Annotated in this window: 17 protein-coding genes; 10 read left to right on the forward strand and 7 right to left on the reverse strand. The window is 68.6% G+C overall.

The window, feature by feature from the left end; translation table 11 throughout:
* Positions 1 to 21: 21 nt before the first annotated feature.
* A complete protein-coding gene (locus tag BJF87_RS18955; protein ID WP_035753708.1) occupies positions 22 to 1,008 on the forward strand; it encodes a Ku protein in 987 nt (328 codons plus the stop codon).
* A gap of 60 nt (positions 1,009 to 1,068) precedes the next feature.
* On the forward strand, positions 1,069 to 2,397 hold the full coding sequence (locus BJF87_RS18960) for an MFS transporter (protein ID WP_006357992.1): 1,329 nt from the start codon (positions 1,069 to 1,071) through the stop codon (positions 2,395 to 2,397).
* A 13-nt stretch (positions 2,398 to 2,410) separates the two neighbouring features.
* On the opposite strand, the gene BJF87_RS18965 is transcribed toward BJF87_RS18960, so the two are convergent.
* Positions 2,411 to 3,319 (reverse strand): LysR family transcriptional regulator ArgP, encoded by a 909-nt coding sequence (locus tag BJF87_RS18965; RefSeq protein ID WP_006357991.1) that lies wholly within the window; start codon positions 3,317 to 3,319, stop codon positions 2,411 to 2,413.
* An 85-nt stretch (positions 3,320 to 3,404) separates the two neighbouring features.
* On the opposite strand from BJF87_RS18965, the gene BJF87_RS18970 reads away from it, so the two are divergent.
* The 3 genes from BJF87_RS18970 to BJF87_RS18980 all read left to right on the forward strand — a co-directional run bounded on the left by BJF87_RS18970 (position 3,405) and on the right by BJF87_RS18980 (position 5,692).
* The gene (locus BJF87_RS18970; protein WP_035753710.1) at positions 3,405 to 4,025 is read left to right on the forward strand and encodes a LysE/ArgO family amino acid transporter; all 621 of its coding nucleotides are present in this window, start codon (positions 3,405 to 3,407) and stop codon (positions 4,023 to 4,025) included.
* Between the two features lie 68 nt (positions 4,026 to 4,093).
* Complete coding sequence (locus tag BJF87_RS18975) at positions 4,094 to 4,975, forward strand: YhjD/YihY/BrkB family envelope integrity protein (RefSeq protein ID WP_006357989.1); 882 nt, start codon at positions 4,094 to 4,096, stop codon at positions 4,973 to 4,975.
* 117 nt (positions 4,976 to 5,092) lie between these two features.
* On the forward strand, positions 5,093 to 5,692 hold the full coding sequence (locus tag BJF87_RS18980) for a CDP-alcohol phosphatidyltransferase family protein (protein ID WP_262339051.1): 600 nt from the start codon (positions 5,093 to 5,095) through the stop codon (positions 5,690 to 5,692).
* 22 nt (positions 5,693 to 5,714) lie between these two features.
* Here BJF87_RS18980 and BJF87_RS18985 read toward each other — a convergent pair whose 3' ends face one another.
* Positions 5,715 to 6,737 (reverse strand): ABC transporter permease, encoded by a 1,023-nt coding sequence (locus BJF87_RS18985; RefSeq protein ID WP_006357987.1) that lies wholly within the window; start codon positions 6,735 to 6,737, stop codon positions 5,715 to 5,717.
* A 93-nt stretch (positions 6,738 to 6,830) separates the two neighbouring features.
* On the opposite strand from BJF87_RS18985, the gene BJF87_RS18990 reads away from it, so the two are divergent.
* The 4 genes from BJF87_RS18990 (at position 6,831) to crtI (ending at position 10,717) form a co-directional block, all read left to right on the forward strand.
* Entirely contained in the window at positions 6,831 to 7,445 is a 615-nt protein-coding gene (locus BJF87_RS18990; RefSeq protein ID WP_006357986.1) for a TetR/AcrR family transcriptional regulator, read from the forward strand.
* Positions 7,446 to 7,597: 152 nt separating this feature from the next.
* Positions 7,598 to 8,182 (forward strand): isopentenyl-diphosphate Delta-isomerase, encoded by a 585-nt coding sequence (gene idi, locus BJF87_RS18995; RefSeq protein WP_006357985.1) that lies wholly within the window; start codon positions 7,598 to 7,600, stop codon positions 8,180 to 8,182.
* A gap of 37 nt (positions 8,183 to 8,219) precedes the next feature.
* Positions 8,220 to 9,131, forward strand: coding sequence for a squalene/phytoene synthase family protein (locus BJF87_RS19000; RefSeq protein ID WP_006357984.1), 912 nt, complete (start codon positions 8,220 to 8,222; stop codon positions 9,129 to 9,131).
* Positions 9,128 to 10,717: a phytoene desaturase family protein gene (gene crtI, locus BJF87_RS19005; protein ID WP_006357983.1), complete on the forward strand. Its 1,590-nt coding sequence runs from the start codon at positions 9,128 to 9,130 to the stop codon at positions 10,715 to 10,717. Before BJF87_RS19000 ends, crtI begins: the two co-directional genes overlap by 4 nt.
* Before the next feature lie 228 nt (positions 10,718 to 10,945).
* Here crtI and BJF87_RS19010 read toward each other — a convergent pair whose 3' ends face one another.
* The 5 genes from BJF87_RS19010 to BJF87_RS19030 form a co-directional block, all read right to left on the reverse strand.
* Positions 10,946 to 12,445, reverse strand: coding sequence for an NAD(P)/FAD-dependent oxidoreductase (locus tag BJF87_RS19010; protein ID WP_006357982.1), 1,500 nt, complete (start codon positions 12,443 to 12,445; stop codon positions 10,946 to 10,948).
* Entirely contained in the window at positions 12,442 to 13,575 is a 1,134-nt protein-coding gene (locus tag BJF87_RS19015; protein ID WP_006357981.1) for a glycosyltransferase family 2 protein, read from the reverse strand. Before BJF87_RS19015 ends, BJF87_RS19010 begins: the two co-directional genes overlap by 4 nt.
* Complete coding sequence (locus tag BJF87_RS19020; protein ID WP_006357980.1) at positions 13,562 to 14,419, reverse strand: carotenoid biosynthesis protein; 858 nt, start codon at positions 14,417 to 14,419, stop codon at positions 13,562 to 13,564. The genes BJF87_RS19015 and BJF87_RS19020 overlap by 14 nt, the downstream gene beginning before the upstream one ends.
* Before the next feature lie 65 nt (positions 14,420 to 14,484).
* Positions 14,485 to 15,198 carry a hypothetical protein gene (locus tag BJF87_RS19025; protein WP_006357979.1) on the reverse strand — a complete coding sequence of 238 codons (714 nt, stop codon included), beginning with the start codon at positions 15,196 to 15,198 and terminating at the stop codon, positions 14,485 to 14,487.
* Positions 15,195 to 16,337, reverse strand: coding sequence for a polyprenyl synthetase family protein (locus BJF87_RS19030; RefSeq protein WP_006357978.1), 1,143 nt, complete (start codon positions 16,335 to 16,337; stop codon positions 15,195 to 15,197). Before BJF87_RS19030 ends, BJF87_RS19025 begins: the two co-directional genes overlap by 4 nt.
* 113 nt (positions 16,338 to 16,450) lie before the next feature.
* Between BJF87_RS19030 and BJF87_RS19035 the strand changes: the two genes are divergently transcribed.
* Positions 16,451 to 16,744, forward strand: a complete 294-nt coding sequence (locus tag BJF87_RS19035; RefSeq protein ID WP_187346521.1) for a hypothetical protein — start codon at positions 16,451 to 16,453, stop codon at positions 16,742 to 16,744.
* Positions 16,745 to 16,758 lie beyond the last annotated feature (14 nt).

Genomic DNA, 16,758 nt, shown 5'->3' on the forward strand with positions numbered 1-16,758 from the left:
GCCGTGCGAATGCCTGGCACAATGTTCGACATGCGCTCGATCTGGAAGGGCGATCTCAGCTTTGGTCTGGTGAACGTACCGGTCAAGGTCTATTCCGCGACGGAGAGTCACGACCGCAAGTCGTATCAGGTCGACTCCTCCGACGGGACCCGCATCCGCTACCGCCGGGTGCGCGAGGGAACCGACACCGAGGTCGACTACTCCGACATCGCCAACGCCTACGAGTCGGAATCGGGCGAGACGGTGATCCTGACGAAGGACGACCTGGCCACGCTGCCCGTGCAGAAGAGCCCGGAGATCTCGATCCTGGAGTTCGTGCCGGCCGAACAGGTCGACCCGATCTACTTCGACAAGCCGTATTACCTGGAGCCGTCGTCGAAGTCGCCCAAGGCCTACGTGTTGCTGGCCAAGGCCCTCGAGGAGACCGATCGCCTCGCCATCGCGACGTTCACCCTGCGCAACCGCACGCGGGTGGCGGCGTTGCGGGTCGTCGACGGGGTGATGACGCTGCAGACCCTGTTGTGGCCGGACGAGGTTCGCAAACCCGACTTCGGCTTCCTCGACGAGGACACCGAGATCCGCGATCAGGAACTGAAGATGGCGGCCTCGCTGATCGAGTCGATGGCCTCCGACTACGACCCGTCCGAATTCGAGGACCGGTACCAGGAGGAACTGTCCAAGCTGATCGAGGCGAAGGCCGAGGGCAGCGAGGCGTTCCCGGAGTCGGACGAGGAGAAGCCCGAGGAGGAGGACTCCGAGGTCGCCGATCTGCTTGCCGCCCTGCGTGCCTCGGTGAAGGATCGTGGCTCCTCCTCTGACGAGGACGAGGGCGAGGCGGAGAAGAAGGACACGGCCGCGAAGGCTCCGGCGAAGAAGGCCGCCAAGAAGGCGCCCGCGAAGAAGGCGCCGGCCAAGAAGGCGGCGTCGAAGAGCAGCTCTGGATCGTCGGGCAGCAAGAGCACGGCGAAGAAGGCGCCCGCCAAGAAGGCCTCCCGTAAGGCCAGCTGACTCTGCTCTCCGCGGGAAATTCGCTGGCCTGAGACCGGCGGCGTCCGGCAAGCTCGGAGGGTGAGCACCAACGTCGACATTCGTCTGCCCCGCGCCCTGAAGCCCCTGGCGCGACGGCAGTACCGGCTGCTGGCGTCGGGTCTGATCCTGGCGATGTTCGGTGACGGGATCTGGACCATCGCGGTGATCTGGCAGGTCATCGCCCTCAGCGGCGGACCGGGACAGGTGTCCCTGGCGGCCGGGACGGCCGCGGTCGGGATGCTCGTGTCGACCCTCGTCGGCGGTGTCCTCGCCGACCGGATCTCGCAGCGCCACATCATGATCGGTCTCGAGGTCACCAAGATGGCGGCCTTCGGTGCCGTGGGTGCGGCCTCGGTGTTCGGAGTCCTCGACCTCTGGATGGTGGTGATGGCGTCGCTGCTCGCCGGTGTCACGATGGGCATGTACTACCCGGCGTACTCGGCGTTGCTGCCCGGGGTGGTCTCCGCGTCGGAGCTGCAGGCGGCGAACGGCATCGAGGGCTTCTTCCGTCCGGTGGTGTTCCAGGCCGTCGGTCCGATGGTCGCCGGTGCGGTCATCGGCGCCACCGCGCCGGGTCAGGCGGTCGTGTTGGCCGCCATCGCGTCCATCGCCTCGGGTGGCTGTTACCTGGTGATGACCCCGGTGACCTCACGACGGCTCGGCGAACCGGAGACCTCTGAGGCGGAGGTCGCACGCACGAGCGCACGCGGCAGTGTCGTCGTCGACCTCGTCGAGGGCTTCGTCTACATGATCCGCACGCCGTGGCTGTGGGGAACCCTGTTCTTCGCCTGCGTCCTGGTTCTGGCGACGATGGGCCCGATCGAGGTGCTCGTGCCCTTCGCCCTGCGCGAGCGCATCGACGGTGGCGCCTCCCAGCACGCGTGGGTGCTCGCCGGCTTCGGCATCGGCGCAGCCGCCACCTCGCTGGTGTTCGCGTCGCTGCCGATGCCGCGGCGGTATCTGACCGTCATGTTCGGCATCTGGTCGTTCTCGAGCGTGCCACTCGTCCTGATGGGTGTCGCCGACGCGACCTGGATGTTCGTCGCGGCCGGTGTCGGCATGGGCGTGATGTTCGACGGCCCGATGGTGTTGTGGGGCACGCTGCTCCAGCGTCGTGTCCCGCCGGCACTGCTCGGCCGGATCGCGAGCCTCGACTTCTTCGTGTCGGTCGCACTGATGCCGGTGTCGATGGCGATCGCCGCTCCGGTGTCGTCGGCGATCGGACTGACCGCGACGTTCGTCTTGGCCGGCCTCCTGCCGGTCCCCATCGCGTGGGCCTTCTACTTCGCGGCCCGCATGTGGCGCGACGAGATCGAGAACCCACTGGTCGACGAGACGCCGCCGACGCTGGTGTCGGTGAACGACTGACCCTCCTGCCCGGTCACCGCAGCACCTCTGCGGCCCCGGTGACGACCAGATCAGTAAGATGTTGCAGCAGAGGGGAACTGAGCTTCCAGTGCTGCCAGTAGAGCGGGACGTCGAGGTGGTGGTCGGCGATCAGGCGCACGCGGCCGTCGTCGAGTGGCTCTCGGATCTGGACGACAGGAACTGCGCCCCAACCGATTCCGAGCGACACCGCGCGGTGGTACTCGGTGGAGGACGGGATGTAGGCCGCCGGCGGGTCGACGGCGCGTCCGGCCAGCGCCGCGACCATGTCCAGCTGGATGTGGTCGTTGCGGTCGAACTGGACCATCGGGGCCCTCGCCAGAGCCTCGGCGTCGAGGCCGTCGGAGAGCCAGGTGGCGATGAACTCCGGTGTCGCGACCGGCAGATACCGCATGCTGCCGAGGGACTGCAGGGCACAGCCACGGATGGCGATCGGGTCCGACGTCACCGCGGCGAGCGCGTCACCCGACTTCAGCAGGGCGCTGCTGCGGGTCTCGTCGTCGCGGAACACCTCGACGGCCACCGCATGCTCACGGTGGAACCGGGCGAGCACCGGGAGCAGCCAGGTCGCGAGCGAGTCCGCGTTGGTCGCGATCGGCAGATGCACACGGGGCCGGGAGGTCACCGGGGCGTCGTCGTCATCGGGTTCGCCGACGAACTCGGCGCGCGTCTCGGCGAGCAACAGCTCCCACTGCCTGGCCAGGCGGACCAGCACTTCGCCGTCCGGAGTCGCCGACGCCGGTTTGGTCCGGCGCAGCACCACCCGGCCGACCGCGGATTCCAGCGCCTTGATCCGCTGGCTGACCGCCGAGGGCGTGATGTGCAGCGACGACGCCGCGGCGTCGAACGTTCCTTCGCGCAGGACCGCGGCCAGCGTGCGCAGACCCTCCTGGCTGATGTCCATGCGATCAGACTAGATGAAGAACAGCTAATGATTCACAAGGAACATTCGCTGTACTGATCTCTGCGCACTCCATAGCGTTCACCGAGTGTCCAGTTACCTCCTCCCCGCGATCGCCGGTCTGCTCACCGGCGCGGGCCTGATCGTCGCGATCGGTCCGCAGAACGTCTTCGTCCTCCGGCAGGGTGTCGCGCGACGGCACACGGGGGCCATCGTGGCGGTGTGTGCGATCTCTGACGTCGTGCTCATCGTCGCGGGAGTGGCCGGGCTCGGCGCGATCGTCGCGGCGCATCCGCAGGTGATCACCGTCGCCAAGCTTCTCGGCGGTCTCTATGTCCTCGTGCTCGGATTACTCGCCGCCAAGCGTTGTCTGCGCAGCAACGAGGCCATCGCCGCCAACGCCGAGGAGGCGGAATCGGCCGGACGATGGGTCGCGGTGGGCACGGCGCTGGCGCTCACCTGGCTCAACCCGCACGTCTACCTCGACACCGTCCTGACCATGGGCGCGATCGCCAACGGTCACGGAAACGGCAAGTGGGCGTTCGCAATCGGGGCCTGCGTGGCCAGCATCCTGTGGTTCACCGCGCTCGGGGGAGGTGCTCGGCGCCTGTCGCATCTCTTCGCCAGCCCGCGGGCGTGGAAGATCCTCGACGCCGTCGTCGCGGTCATCATGATCGGGATGGCGGTCGCGCTCTTCGCCTCGATCTGACGGCGCGTCGTCGGTCACTTCCTCCGGGACATGCCTAGTCGAGATGTTTTTCGGGTACACCGGACAGCGTGATCCTCAGTTCTGCCGCCCCGCAGGCGCGTTCCGCGCCGGGCACGGTGCTGTCCGCCGTACGTCGGCTGGCGTCCGGCACCAAAGAGGTCCTCGCCCGCGGCGACCTCGCCGCCGCTGCGGCGACCCTGACCTATTACGCCGCCATCGCCGTCGTCCCGTGGGTGCTCCTCGCGATCTGGTCGACGACGTGGCTGCGCGGGGATGCGGCAGCCGAGTCGACCTGGCGTGAGCTGGCGGTCCTGATTCCGCCGGAGATGGGTGGCCGAGACGTCTTCGGCGAGGCGGTGTCGGTCGGCACCAGCCTGACCGGCTGGGGTGCGCTCGTCCTGCTCTTCCCCGCGTCGTTCTACGGGGAAGGACTTCGACGTGCCTGCCTGATGATGCATCCGGAGAAGGACCGCTTCACCGGATGGCGCTCCCGGCTCTCGATCCTGGTGTTGTTCGTCTTCGTGCCGCCGCTGACGGCGGTCGCGGTCGCGGTGGCATCGTCGATCACCACGCTCGCCCCCGACGGCGGGGGGACCGGCGACCTCGGGGATCTCGCGGCCCGTGTGGTGATCGAGTTCCTCGTCGTCTGGCTCACTCTCACGATCCCGCTGACCTGGGTCTACTGGAAGGTCACGCCCGGTGGTCCGTCTCTGTTCGTCTCGGCGGTGACCGCGTTGGGCGCCGCGTCGTTCATCGCGGGCTTCTCGCAAGGGTTCCTGCTGTTCCTGTCGCTGCCGATCGACGTCGGGATCCCCTACGGAGGCCTCCGGGTCATCGGCGGGGTGGTGGCGGCCGGACTGTGGCTCTACGTGCTGCACATCCTGGTGATCGTCGGCTGGGCCGTCGGACAGTCGCTGGGCCGGACCGCCGGAGGCGGCCGTGTCGACTGAACCGGATCATCGGGCCGGTCGCCGACAGGCCCGCCGGACACAACGGCATGCCGTGCTCGACGCATGGTCGGAGTTGCACGGGGGAATCGATCCCCGCGGGTCGTTCTGGGTCGAGCGGTGGGTGCTCCTCAGCAACGCGTGTGCGCGACCCTCGTGCGACTGGGCATCACACCGAACGTGATCACCGTCTGCGGCGCCGCGGTCACCGCGATCGCCTTCGCGGTGACGTTCGCCGGGCGCGGCTGGTTCGCGGTCGCGGCCGTCGTGATCCTTCTCGCCGCGGTCCTCGACGGGGTGGACGGCGCCATCGCCGCCCAGACCGGCGCGGCCACGCAATGGGGCCGGGTCCTCGACACGATGGCCGATCGATGGTCCGACATCTTCCTGGCGGGCATCGTCGTGATGGCCGGTGCGCCGCCGTGGTCGGGGGTCGTGATCGCCGTGCTCACCCTGTTCCTCGAAGGCACGCGGGCAACGGCCCAGGCCGCCGGGATGAAGGGCCCCGGAACCGTCACGGTCTGGGAGCGGCCGTCGCGTGTGATCCTCGCCTTCATCGCGATGGTCGTGGCCACGGTCGTGTGGCAGGTCGGGCTCGCCGACGGCGTTGCCCGGACGCTGGCGGCGATCATCGCCGGGATCGGTGCGACCCTGGCGACGATCGGCCTTCTCCAGTTGTTCGTCGCGGTGTTCCGGCAGACCCGCGGGCTGCGCGCCTGATGCAGGCCCGGCGCCGTTCGATTCAGCCCCGGCGCGGCCGGAGGCCGGAGACGGCGAGCAGGATCGCGCCGACGGCGATCCAGCCCAACAGAATCCACAGCGGGCCGGCGAACGAAGCGTCGGGGAAGTAGGCGACCGACCGGGTCAGGGTGCCGCCGGCGCCGGTCGGCAGCCACTGCCCGAGGGCTCCCCATGGAGCCGGGAGCAGGTACGGCGACGATGCGAGCCCGGACAGCGGGTTGGAGATCAGCATCATCAGGATCGCGGCGATGCCGACGCCGGGTGCGCCGATGAGTGAGCCGGCTCCCGCGGTGAACCAGGAGATCGCGCCGATCATGAGGGTGAGAGCCAACGCCACCGGCACCACGCGCCCGTCGATGACCCCGAGCCACGACCAGACCGCCGCAAATCCCAGGCCGGCCACCAGCGGGCCGACCAGCACGACGGTGGCCTGCATCCACACCCGGCCGGCGAGGGCGATCGCGGCCGCTGCGCCCAGGGCGATACCTGCGATGAGCAGCGGCAGCAAGCCCGCCGCGAATCCGGTTCCGCGTGCATCGGTGGCCGGCGGGGCGACCACGGACTCGGTGGTGACCGGAAGTGACTGCGCGGTGGCGATACTCGCGCCGACGCCGGTGACGATCTGGGCGAGCGCCGGGGACCCGGCTTCGGCGGTCAGGGCGGTGACGCCCTGCGGGCCGACGGTGATGGCGCCGACGATGTCCCGGGACTCGATGGCCTCCCGCGCAGCGGCGGGATCGGCGAACTGCTCGACGGCGAAGGCATCCTCACCGGCGCGATCGGCCAGGACGGATTCGATGGCCTGCGCTGCGGGTGCCGGTGCGACCAGGCCGAGCGGGACGTCGTGCGGCTCGGGGTCCACCGCAAGGGACACGAACATGGCCGCGATCGTGCTGACCACGATCGGTATGGCGAAGACCAGGGCGACGACGATGCGCCACGACGGTCCGTGTGAACGGGATGGTTCGGGCGGCCGATCCTCGGTGGCGAGGTTTCGATCGGACGGTTCGGTGTACGTGGTCATCACTGCCTCCAAAAAGAACGAACTCTCGTTTTTAGAAGTATGCGCCGAGCGTTGATGGCAATCAAGAACGAATATTCGTTTTACACTTGTCGAATGCCGAAGATCAGTGCGGAACGCAAACTCGAGCGGAGTCAGCAGATCCTCGATGCCGCACGCCGCTGCTTCGCCGAGAAGGGGTTCCACCGGGCGTCGATGTCCGACGTCATCCGGGAATCCGGCCTGAGCGCCGGGGCGGTGTACTCGTACTACTCGTCGAAGGAGCAGCTGATCGCCGCGGTCGCGCGGTCGGTCTTCCTGGCCTACGAGTCCGGCCTCGGCGACCTCGTCGGCGGCGACGGCGCCCCCGCGTCACCCGAGGACGCCATCCGGATGCTCGCGGCGCGTGTGATGGCCGAGATCGCACCGCTGACCGACGACTTCCGGATGGTGATGACCATCTGGGGTGAGGCGGCGAACAACCCCGAACTGCGCGAGATCGTTCGCGAGATCATCCTCGGGCTTCGGAAGGTCTTCGAGCACGTCCTGGTCCGCTGGCGCGACTCCGGCCACGAACTGCCTGGTGAACCGGCAGAACTGGCCCTTCCGATGGTGTCGGTGATGCAAGGCGTCGTCGTGCAGCAGTCGCTCGTCGGCGACGTCGACCTGGACGCCTACGTGGACACCTGGTGTGCGTTGATGCGTGCCGCCGGCCTCGGCGATCAGGGCTGATCCGCCCGCACTGCCTACCATCGAATCCAGGGAATCGGCGCGCGATCTCCGTGTCGTCGTCCGGGACCGACCGGCCCATCCGATTCGGCCCCCGGTGACGAACAATGGGAGAACCTGGCTCGACCCACGATCTCGACTCTGATGAGGAACTGATGACCAACGACTCGGTGGTTCTCGCCGACGCCGACGGCCGCCCGTGCGGCACCGCCGACCGCGAGGGCGTGCACGGTCTCGACACACCGCTGCACTTCGCGTTCTCATGCCACCTGGTCGATGCCGACAACCGGATCCTCATGACCCGTCGCGCACTGTCCAAGCGCAGCTGGCCCGGCGTGTGGACCAACTCGTTCTGCGGTCATCCGCGTCCGGGCGAGGCCGTCGTCGACGCCGTGCACCGGTACGCGCAGCGAGAGCTGGGCATCGACGTCGACGACGTGCGATGCATCCTGCCCGACTTCCGGTACCGGGCCGTCGACGCGAGCGGCATCGTCGAGAACGAGATCTGCCCCGTGTATGTCGCGCGGCCCGTGGGTTCGCTGAAGCCGAGCCCGGACGAGGTCGCCGAGTACGCCTGGGCGGAGGTCCCGGATGTATGGGATCTCGCGTTGCGCACCCCCTGGGCCGTCAGCCCCTGGTTCGCCGACCAGGTGCGCCAGCTGCCCGGCCCCGATCCGTACGGAATCGTCGACGCCGCGGATGCGACCCATCCGATCATTGCCCGGGCATCGAATTCATGACATACCAACCCCAACGTCACACCGCAGGAGCCATCGGATGATGCATCTACCCGGTCATACCGAACTGGTCCCGCCGCATCGGCGGTACGACGCCGTCGCCGAGGCGAGCGCGGCGCTGGTGATCAGGTCGTACTCGAGTTCCTTCGGACTCGCCTCGCGCCTGCTCGCCCCGGCCATCCGCCGCGACGTCCGCAACATCTACGCGCTCGTCCGCGTGGCCGACGAGATCGTCGACGCGCCGCGTCCCGAGCAAGGCCTCGTCGACCGCAGCAACGAACTCGATCAGCTCGAGGATCAGACCTCGGCCGCGATGATCACCGGGTCGAGCAGCAACCTGGTGGTGCACGCCTTCGCACGGACCGCCCGCCGGGTCGGCATCGACCTGGACCTGGTGGCGCCGTTCTTCGCCTCGATGCGTTCAGACCTGACCGAGGTCGAGCACGACTTCGAGAGCCTGGCGTCCTACATCTACGGCTCTGCCGAGGTCGTCGGCCTGATGTGCCTGCGCGCGTTCCTCGCCGAAGAGGCGAAAGCCGAAGCGCGTTACGACCACCTCGCGCCCGGCGCGCGTCGTCTCGGCGCCGCCTTCCAGAAGATCAACTTCCTCCGCGACTTCGGCGAGGACAGTGACGGATTGGGCCGCCGGTACCTGGTCGGCCTGGACCCGGACAGCCCGGACGACGCCGCCTGGTCGCTGTGGCTCGATGACATCGATCTCGACCTCACCGCCGCGGCAGCCGCCATCCCGCACCTGCCGGCGAGCAGCCGCGTCGCGGTCTGCACCGCACACGATCTCTTCGCGGAACTCACTGCACGCCTGCGTGAATCGTCGGCCGCCGAAGCCAGACTGAACCGTGTCCGCGTTCCCAACGCCGGCAAGGCCAGGATCGCGGCGGCCGCCGTCGCCCGACGCGGGATGCCGCGCACAGCAAGGGGAGTGGACGCATGACCGCACGCAAACGCATCGCCGTCATCGGCGGCGGTGTCGCAGGACTGTCCACCGCCGCGCTACTCGCCCACGACGGCCACGACGTCGAGGTGATCGAGAAGAACGACGACCTCGGCGGACGTGCCGGGCTGTGGAGCAAGGACGGGTTCCGGTTCGACACCGGGCCGTCGTGGTGGCTCATGCCCGAGGTGTTCGACCACTACTTCGAAATGCTGGGCACGTCGACGAAGGAACAGCTCGATCTGGTCCGACTCGATCCCGGTTACCGAGTGTTCTTCGGGGAGAACGGTTCCGATGAACCGCCACTCGACATTTTCGGCGATTATGAGCGCAACCGAGAGGTGTTCGAGAACATCGAACCGGGTGCCGGAGCGGCTCTCGACTCCTACCTCCAGACGGCTCGCCAGGCATATGACCTTGCCGTCGAACGGTTCCTGTACACGAGCTTCGACTCCACCCGCGCGTTCCTGAGCCTGCCGGTGCTGAAGAACGCGCCGACGCTCGCGAAGCTGCTGACCCGCTCGCTCCAGTCCTTCATCTCGTCGAAGTTCAGCGACCGACGCCTGCAGCAGGTGCTCGGCTATCCGGCGGTGTTCCTCGGTTCGTCGCCGGAGCGGACCCCGTCGATGTATCACCTGATGAGCTGGATGGACCTCGCCGACGGCGTCCGATACCCCCAGGGGGGCTTCACGACCCTCGTCGACGCACTCGAGCGCGTCGCGCGCGAACGCGGCGTCGTGATCCACACCGGTACGGCCGCGACTTCCGTGCTGACGCGCAAACGGCCGGGTCGTCGACTCCGCCGTCGCGCCGAGGTGGTCGGTGTTCGCGTCCAAACCGCCGACGGGGGAACGCGGGATCTGCCCGCCGACATCGTCGTCGGCGCGGCCGATATGCACCACCTCGAGACCAAGCTCCTTCCCGGCGATCTGCAGACCTTCCCGGAGCGCTACTGGAAACGCGCCACCTCGGGACCGGGTGCGGTCCTCGCCTACCTCGGCGTGAGCGGTGAGCTGCCCGAACTGGCCCATCACTCGCTGTACTTCACCGAGGACTGGAAGACCAACTTCGACGCGATCTTCGAATCACCCACGCGCGTACCCGATCCGGCATCGCTCTACGTGTGCAAGCCGTCGGCGACCGACGACTCGGTGGCCCCGGACGGTCACGAGAACGTGTTCGTCCTCGTCCCGGTCCCGCCCGATCCAGGCCTCGGACACGGCGGAATGAACGGTGCCGGCGACCCCGACATCGAGAAGGTCGCCGACCGAGCCATCGCGATGATCGGCCAGTGGTCCGGAGTCCCCGACCTCGCCGACCGCATCGTCGTACGACGCACGGTCGGTCCCGCGGACTTCGTCGACAACGTGAACTCGTGGTGCGGCGGTGCCCTCGGACCGGCACACACGCTGCGCCAGAGCGCATTCCTGCGCTCGACGAATCGCTCACGCAAAGTCGAGGGGCTGTACTACGCGGGATCGAGCACCCGACCCGGTATCGGCCTGCCGATGTGCTTGATCAGCGCGGAACTGATCCGCAAGCGGCTCAACGGAGATCGCTCGGTCGGTCCGACGCCGACGCACTGACCCCTGCTGCTGCCTGAGGTGCGAGGAGCGCAAGCGGCCCCTCCCGCTGCCTGAGGTGCGAGCGAAGCGAGCTCGAAGGCTGATGAGATGACGTCACCAGGCCTTCGAGGCTCGTCGCTATCGCTCCTCGCTCCTCAGGCAGCGACAGTGGCCTGCCGTCGCTCGCTCCTCAGGGAGCGAGAGTGGGTTCGCGTCGCTCGCTCCTCAGGCAGCAAGGGTGGGGTCGCCTCAGGGAGAAGGAGACCGGGCGATCAGATCCGCCACGATCTTCGCCGACATCATCACCAGCGGGAGTCCGCCGCCGGGGTGCGACGACCCGCCGACCAGGTACAGGCCCGGGATCGGCGAGGTGTTCTTCGGCCGTAGGAAAGCGGCGCGCGGACCGTTCGACGACGAGCCGTAGATCGAGCCGCCGGGAGTCATGGTGCGGCGCTCGAGATCTGCCGGCGTGACCAGCAGTCGGTGACGGACCTGGTCGCGGACGTCCAGGCCGCGGTCGGCCATCACCTGCATGATCTGGTCTGCGTACTTGTCCGCGAGTCCTGCTGCATCCCAGTCGACTCCGTGCTCAGGGTCGTGCCGCGGTGCGTTGACGAGCACGAACCAGGCGGCGGTGTCGGGACCTGGGACGATCTCCGGATCGTCGGGCGCGGAGATGTACACGGTCGGACGTGCGACAGGCCGCGGCGGGCCGTTGAAACCGAAGACCGCGTCGAACTCCTCGTCGTAGTCCTCGGCGAACAGAACGTGATGGTGGGCCTGATCGGCGGGCGGGTTGTCGAGCGCGAGGAGGAGGACGAAGCCCGACAGCGACGGTGTCGAACGACGAAGCAGTGCAGAAGGAATGCGAGCGGAACGGCGGGGAACAAGTCGGTCGAAGACCTGTCGGGCGTCGGCATTCGCCACGACGAGGTCGGCGGGGCGACGGTTGCCGTCGGCGAGTACGACGCCGTCGGCGCGGCCGTGCTCGTCCGTCGAGATCCGGGACACCTCGACCCCGAACTCGATCCGGCCGCCCATGGTGAGCAACCGATCCCGCATCGCGGTGGCGATTCGGCCGAGACCGCCGCGCACATACCAGGAACCCCAGGCCTGCTCGGCCCACGGAACTGACGCCAAAGCCGCCGGGGCGCGCCGCGGATCCGAACCGGTGTAGGTGGCGTAACGGTCGAGAAGCATAGCGAGCCGTGAATCGTCGAGATACTCGGACCCGAGGCCGCGCAACGTTTTCCAGGGCGCCACGGTACGGACGTCGGACGGGGTGGCGATCCCGCCGATCATCGTCCGCACGCTCATCGGCGACTCGAGGAACGGCCCGTGGGTGACGTCCCAGATCGCCTGGGCGCGACCGAGAAACGACGACCACTGGTCACCGGATCCGGGTCCGAGTGCGGTGTCGAGCGCGGCGGGGATGTCGTCGAGGGTGTCGGGCAGGTCGAGGACCGTGCCGTCGGGGAATCGATACCGGGCTGCGACCGGCAGACGGTCGAGTTGAAGGAACTGGTCCACCGGGGCGCCGGTGTCGTCGAACAGTTCGGTGAGGACGTGCGGCATGGTCACCAGAGACGGGCCGGTGTCGAAAACGAAACCGTCGTGCTCTATGACGCCGAGTTTGCCGCCGACGGTGTCGAATTGCTCGAGCACGGTGACGTCATGACCGGCCGCCTGCAGGCGCATCGCCGTGGCGAGTCCGCCGACGCCGGCGCCGATGACGATGACGCGGCTCATCGGGAGACCTCGATCGTGCGTCCCTTCCACTGCAGTTCGCCACGACGGCGGGCGATCGTCGAATCCGCGGCGAGAAAGGTGAACAGGACGATCGATACGGGGTGCCCGAGGGCGTCGGGGAAGGCGCGTCCGCCGGTGCAGCGCGCGGCCACGAGTCGTGAGGCGACGCCGGCGAGGTATCCCACCAGTCCGGTGCGCGAACCGGTGAGAGCGGCCAACGCCGGGATCACGTACGTGAGGCATAGAGCGGCGGTCACCGCCGACGTCCCGGCCGGGGAGCCGAATGCGGACCACAGTGACTTGCGGTATCCCGCACGGACTTCGTGCCAACCGTCGTACATGTGGCAGGTCGCCACGGTGCTTCCCTCGGCCACCACGCCCCGCCCGCCGGCAGCCTTGATCGCACGGAGAAGTGCGATGTCCTCCAGCACCACGTCGCGGACCGCCTCATGCCCTCCGGCACGGCGGTACGTGGCGGCGTCGACCATCAGGAACTGACCATTCGCGGCGGTCAGGGATTTGCGCGGGGAACGTTCGGCGAGGCCTAGCGGGAGCGTGCTGAGCCACGACCACTGCAGCAGGGGTTGCACCAGACGTTCGGCAGCACTGGTCGCGACCTGCCTCGGGTAGGGGCTGACGAGATCCAGCCCGGCGTTGCGCAACAACACGGACGACGACGTGAACGCCTGGGGTTCGACCACGACGTCGGCGTCGACGAAGGCGAGGGTGCCGTCGGGGGAAGCGTTGTCGGCCAACTGCTGACAGGCCCAGGACTTCCCGAGCCAACCCGGCGGTGGCGGGGAACCCTCGAACACCTCGAGCCGGTCGTCGCGGGCGGCCAGCCGTGTGAGGACGGCGTCGGTGCCGTCGACCGAACCGTCGTCGAGGACGAGCACACGAGAAGGCCCTGGCCATCGGTCGACGGCCTCGAGGACGGCGGTGATGCAGCGGTCGGCCCGGGTGATCTCGTTCCGCATGGGGATCAACACCGAAAGAGTCTCGGCGGGAGGGATGTCCGCGAGACCTGGTCGGCGGACGCGGATCGCGTTGTCGACGGTGAGAGCGAGCGACGCCAGTGACAGGCCGGTCCCGACCGCCACCGTGCGGCGCCAGAGGTCAGACGCTCGCACCGTGTCTCCTGGACCGGAGCGCCCGCACCTCGAGGACGAGCAGCGGGATCGCGACGACGCCCATCACCACCGCGCCGGTCAGCGCGACCGTCGGGCGACCGAAGAACACCGCATGCGCCATCACCGACGAGAAGTAGGTCCACAGATAGGCGGTGACAGGTACCGCGTCATCGGCGGCGTCGGCATCATCGGCACCGATCACCCGATCGAGGATGGCGATCATCAGGAACGAGACCAGGAGCCAGCCCGCGAAATTCGTCAACGGGATGTCGTCGACCCCGGGCAGCGACGGGTCGGGGAACTGCCAGACCCAGTGACCCTGGTCGACCATCTGCGGATCGAGGAAGACGTCCCAGGCCGTCAGCGCGTACGCCCCCAGGAAAGCGGTCACCACGCGAGCCCGTGTGCCGGACAAGCGCATGGCACCGACGAGTCGCCGCGTCACGGCGAGCGCCGGCCACGACATCATGATCCAGGCCAGCGGCACCAGAACCGGGACGCCGAGCACCTTGAGCCCCAGGCCGTCGGTGTATGCGTATGTGCCGAAGGGGAATCCGGTGCTGACGCCGACCGCCTCGGCGAGAAGTCCACCGCCGCCGGCGATCACGACCAGCGCGACCGCGGCCCCGAACCCGCGCGTGGCGGCGAGATGAAGGGCCGATGCCGACGCCAGCAACACCACGCTCGCGACGGTGAGCGGGAGTGTGCCACCGCCGGTCAGCGGAAATGCGATCTGGACCCCGATGGTCGCGGCGAGGAGAACCCATGCGATCGGGATGAGGTGGTGGCGGTGGGATGCTCTGCGCGGCGGGCCTTCGAGGCTCGTCGCTTGCGCTCCTCGCACCTCAGGCAGCGATGATGCTCCCGCTTGCGCTCCTTGTGATCCGGGCGGCAGATGTCTGGTTGTGCTCATGCCGATCTTCCCTGGTAGGTCCCGGTCACGTCGAGGACGGCGAACCGGGCGAACAGTTCCTCCGCGTACCAACGGGCGGGTTTGGTGCGCGAGATGGCGGACTTGTGTGCGGGCGAGTGGTAGGCGAAGTCGGTGAGGTCACGCGTGGAGTCCCACAGCGAGAAGGTTCCCTGGACGCCGATCGGCAACTCGCCGACGCCGAGCGCGAGCCGATTGCCCTGCGCGCCGGCAAGTTCCGACGCCACCGGCGGAACCGCCCGCCAGAACGACGCCATCGTCGTCGGCCGGAGCCGGGCTCGGGTGAGTGCCGCGACCGGACCCGTCCAGTTTCGTGCACGGTCAACCGGTGAACCTTTGCTCTCGTGGCCGAACGGATCGACCCGCGACCATTGTCCCTTCGATCGGAGCGGGCGCATCGTGATGCGAAGTTCCTCGGTGCTCGAGTCCTGCCAGCGTCGTAGCACTCGCGAATCCGACGATGCGCGAGCCGCATCGTCGTCGTGCCAGACGGTGAGCGCCGCCCAGTGCCGCAGATCGGCGCTCTCCATCGTGAAGGTCTGTGCGGTGCCGGTGCCGAGCAGTTTGGCGAACCGGAGTCCGGGGGTGGCGCGCAACGCACGCCGACCCGACGCCATCCGGCCGAGCGCGGGCATCACCCGGTCGACGCCCCAGATGCGCAGCTCGACCGTCGGGACAGCACGTGAGGTCATGAGCGGCGCCACACACAACGTTCGACGAGGGTGGTCAGGGCCTGACGGGTCTGCTCGTCCACCGATGCGTCCGCGACGACACCGAGTGCGTCCTCGGCGAGTTCGACGATGCGCTGTTCGACGCGTTCGAGTGCGCCGGTGGATTCCACGACGCCACGCATCTGTGCGGCGCCGGCGGCGTCGAGGTCCGGGTTGCCGAGGCAGTTGGCGATGATCCGCCGTTCGGTCCACGTCGCGGATTCCTCGGCCAGCGCCATCAGCATGGTGCGTTTGCCCTCGCGGATATCGTCGATCGCCGGCTTACCGGTGACCTTCTCGTCGCCGAAGACGCCGAGGATGTCGTCGCGCAGCTGGAACGCCTCGCCGGCGCTGAGCCCGATGCGGTCGTAGTCGGCGAGGAGGGCGGCGTCGGCTCCGGCGAGAGTGCCACCGAGCCGAAGCGGCTGGCCGATGCTGTAGCGGGCGCTCTTGTAGCGGAGGACGCGCTCGGTACGGTCGGGGTCGGTGTGATCCTCGGTCTGGCTGAGCATGTCCAGGAACTGCCCCGCGTATGCCTCGTCGCGCATCTCGGTCCAGGTCTCGCGGACGGCCTGGCGGGTGTCGCGGCCGACGGTGTCGACCGCCGCGGCGACCAGGTCGTCCGACCACGACAGGCACATGTCGCCGACGAGGATGGCGACCGCGGTACCCCAGGTGTCCGAATCTCCCCGGCGCTCGAGGGCACGGTGGGTGTCGGCGAAGAGGCGGTGGATGGTAGGCAGGCCGCGGCGCGTGTCGGAGTCGTCCATCACGTCGTCGTGGACCAGGGCGGCGAAGTGGAACAGCTCGATCGCGGACGCCAGCTCGACGACACCGGGGACCGCCTGTCCACGAGCTGCGCCGCGCGCTCCCCACAGGCAGAATGCGGCGCGCAGGCGTTTGCCGCCGCCGATGCGGGCAGCGATCGCGTCCGCCGCCGGAGTGAGTTCGGCACCCACTTTGTGCAGCGTCAGGGCGTGGCGACGGAAATGTGCAGTCAGCACCTCCTCGACGAGTTCGAGGTCGGTCGTCGCGTCGTCGATCGCGCGGAGACCGGAGTTCGTGTCGAGGACAGGCCGGTGGGGGAGGGATGAGTCGGTCATCTCGGCGGTCTGTGTCATGGCGAGGCCCTTCGGGGTGCGGGGTCGGCGCGGGGTTGCGGGTACCCGGTCTTCGGTGCCGTGACACCCGTCGGATGGGTGAGGGGCGCTCAGATGGCGGTAGGTTGGGTCGTATGGCAGTGGATGCAACGGTGCCCGTGGTGGCTGTGGGTCTGGTCGGCGGCTTCGCGGCGGCCCGCTACAGCGGTCGACGAGAGCTCGGCGGGGTGGTCCTCGCGGCGGCGGGTGCCTGGTGTACCCGGCAGTGGGCGGTCAAGCAGGGTCCGGCGGTGGCCGGTGGGTTGTTGGCCGGATATCTGGCGGCATTCGGCGGTTCGCATCCGCTCGCGAAGAAGATCGGCGCCTGGCCGGCGGTCGGCGTCGTGACGGTCGCCGCGGCCGGCGCGACCGCTGTCGCCACGCGCTGACACCCGGCCCGGGA

This window comes from Gordonia sp. CNJ-863 (genome assembly GCF_001942325.1).
Lineage (GTDB): Bacteria > Actinomycetota > Actinomycetes > Mycobacteriales > Mycobacteriaceae > Gordonia > Gordonia alkanivorans.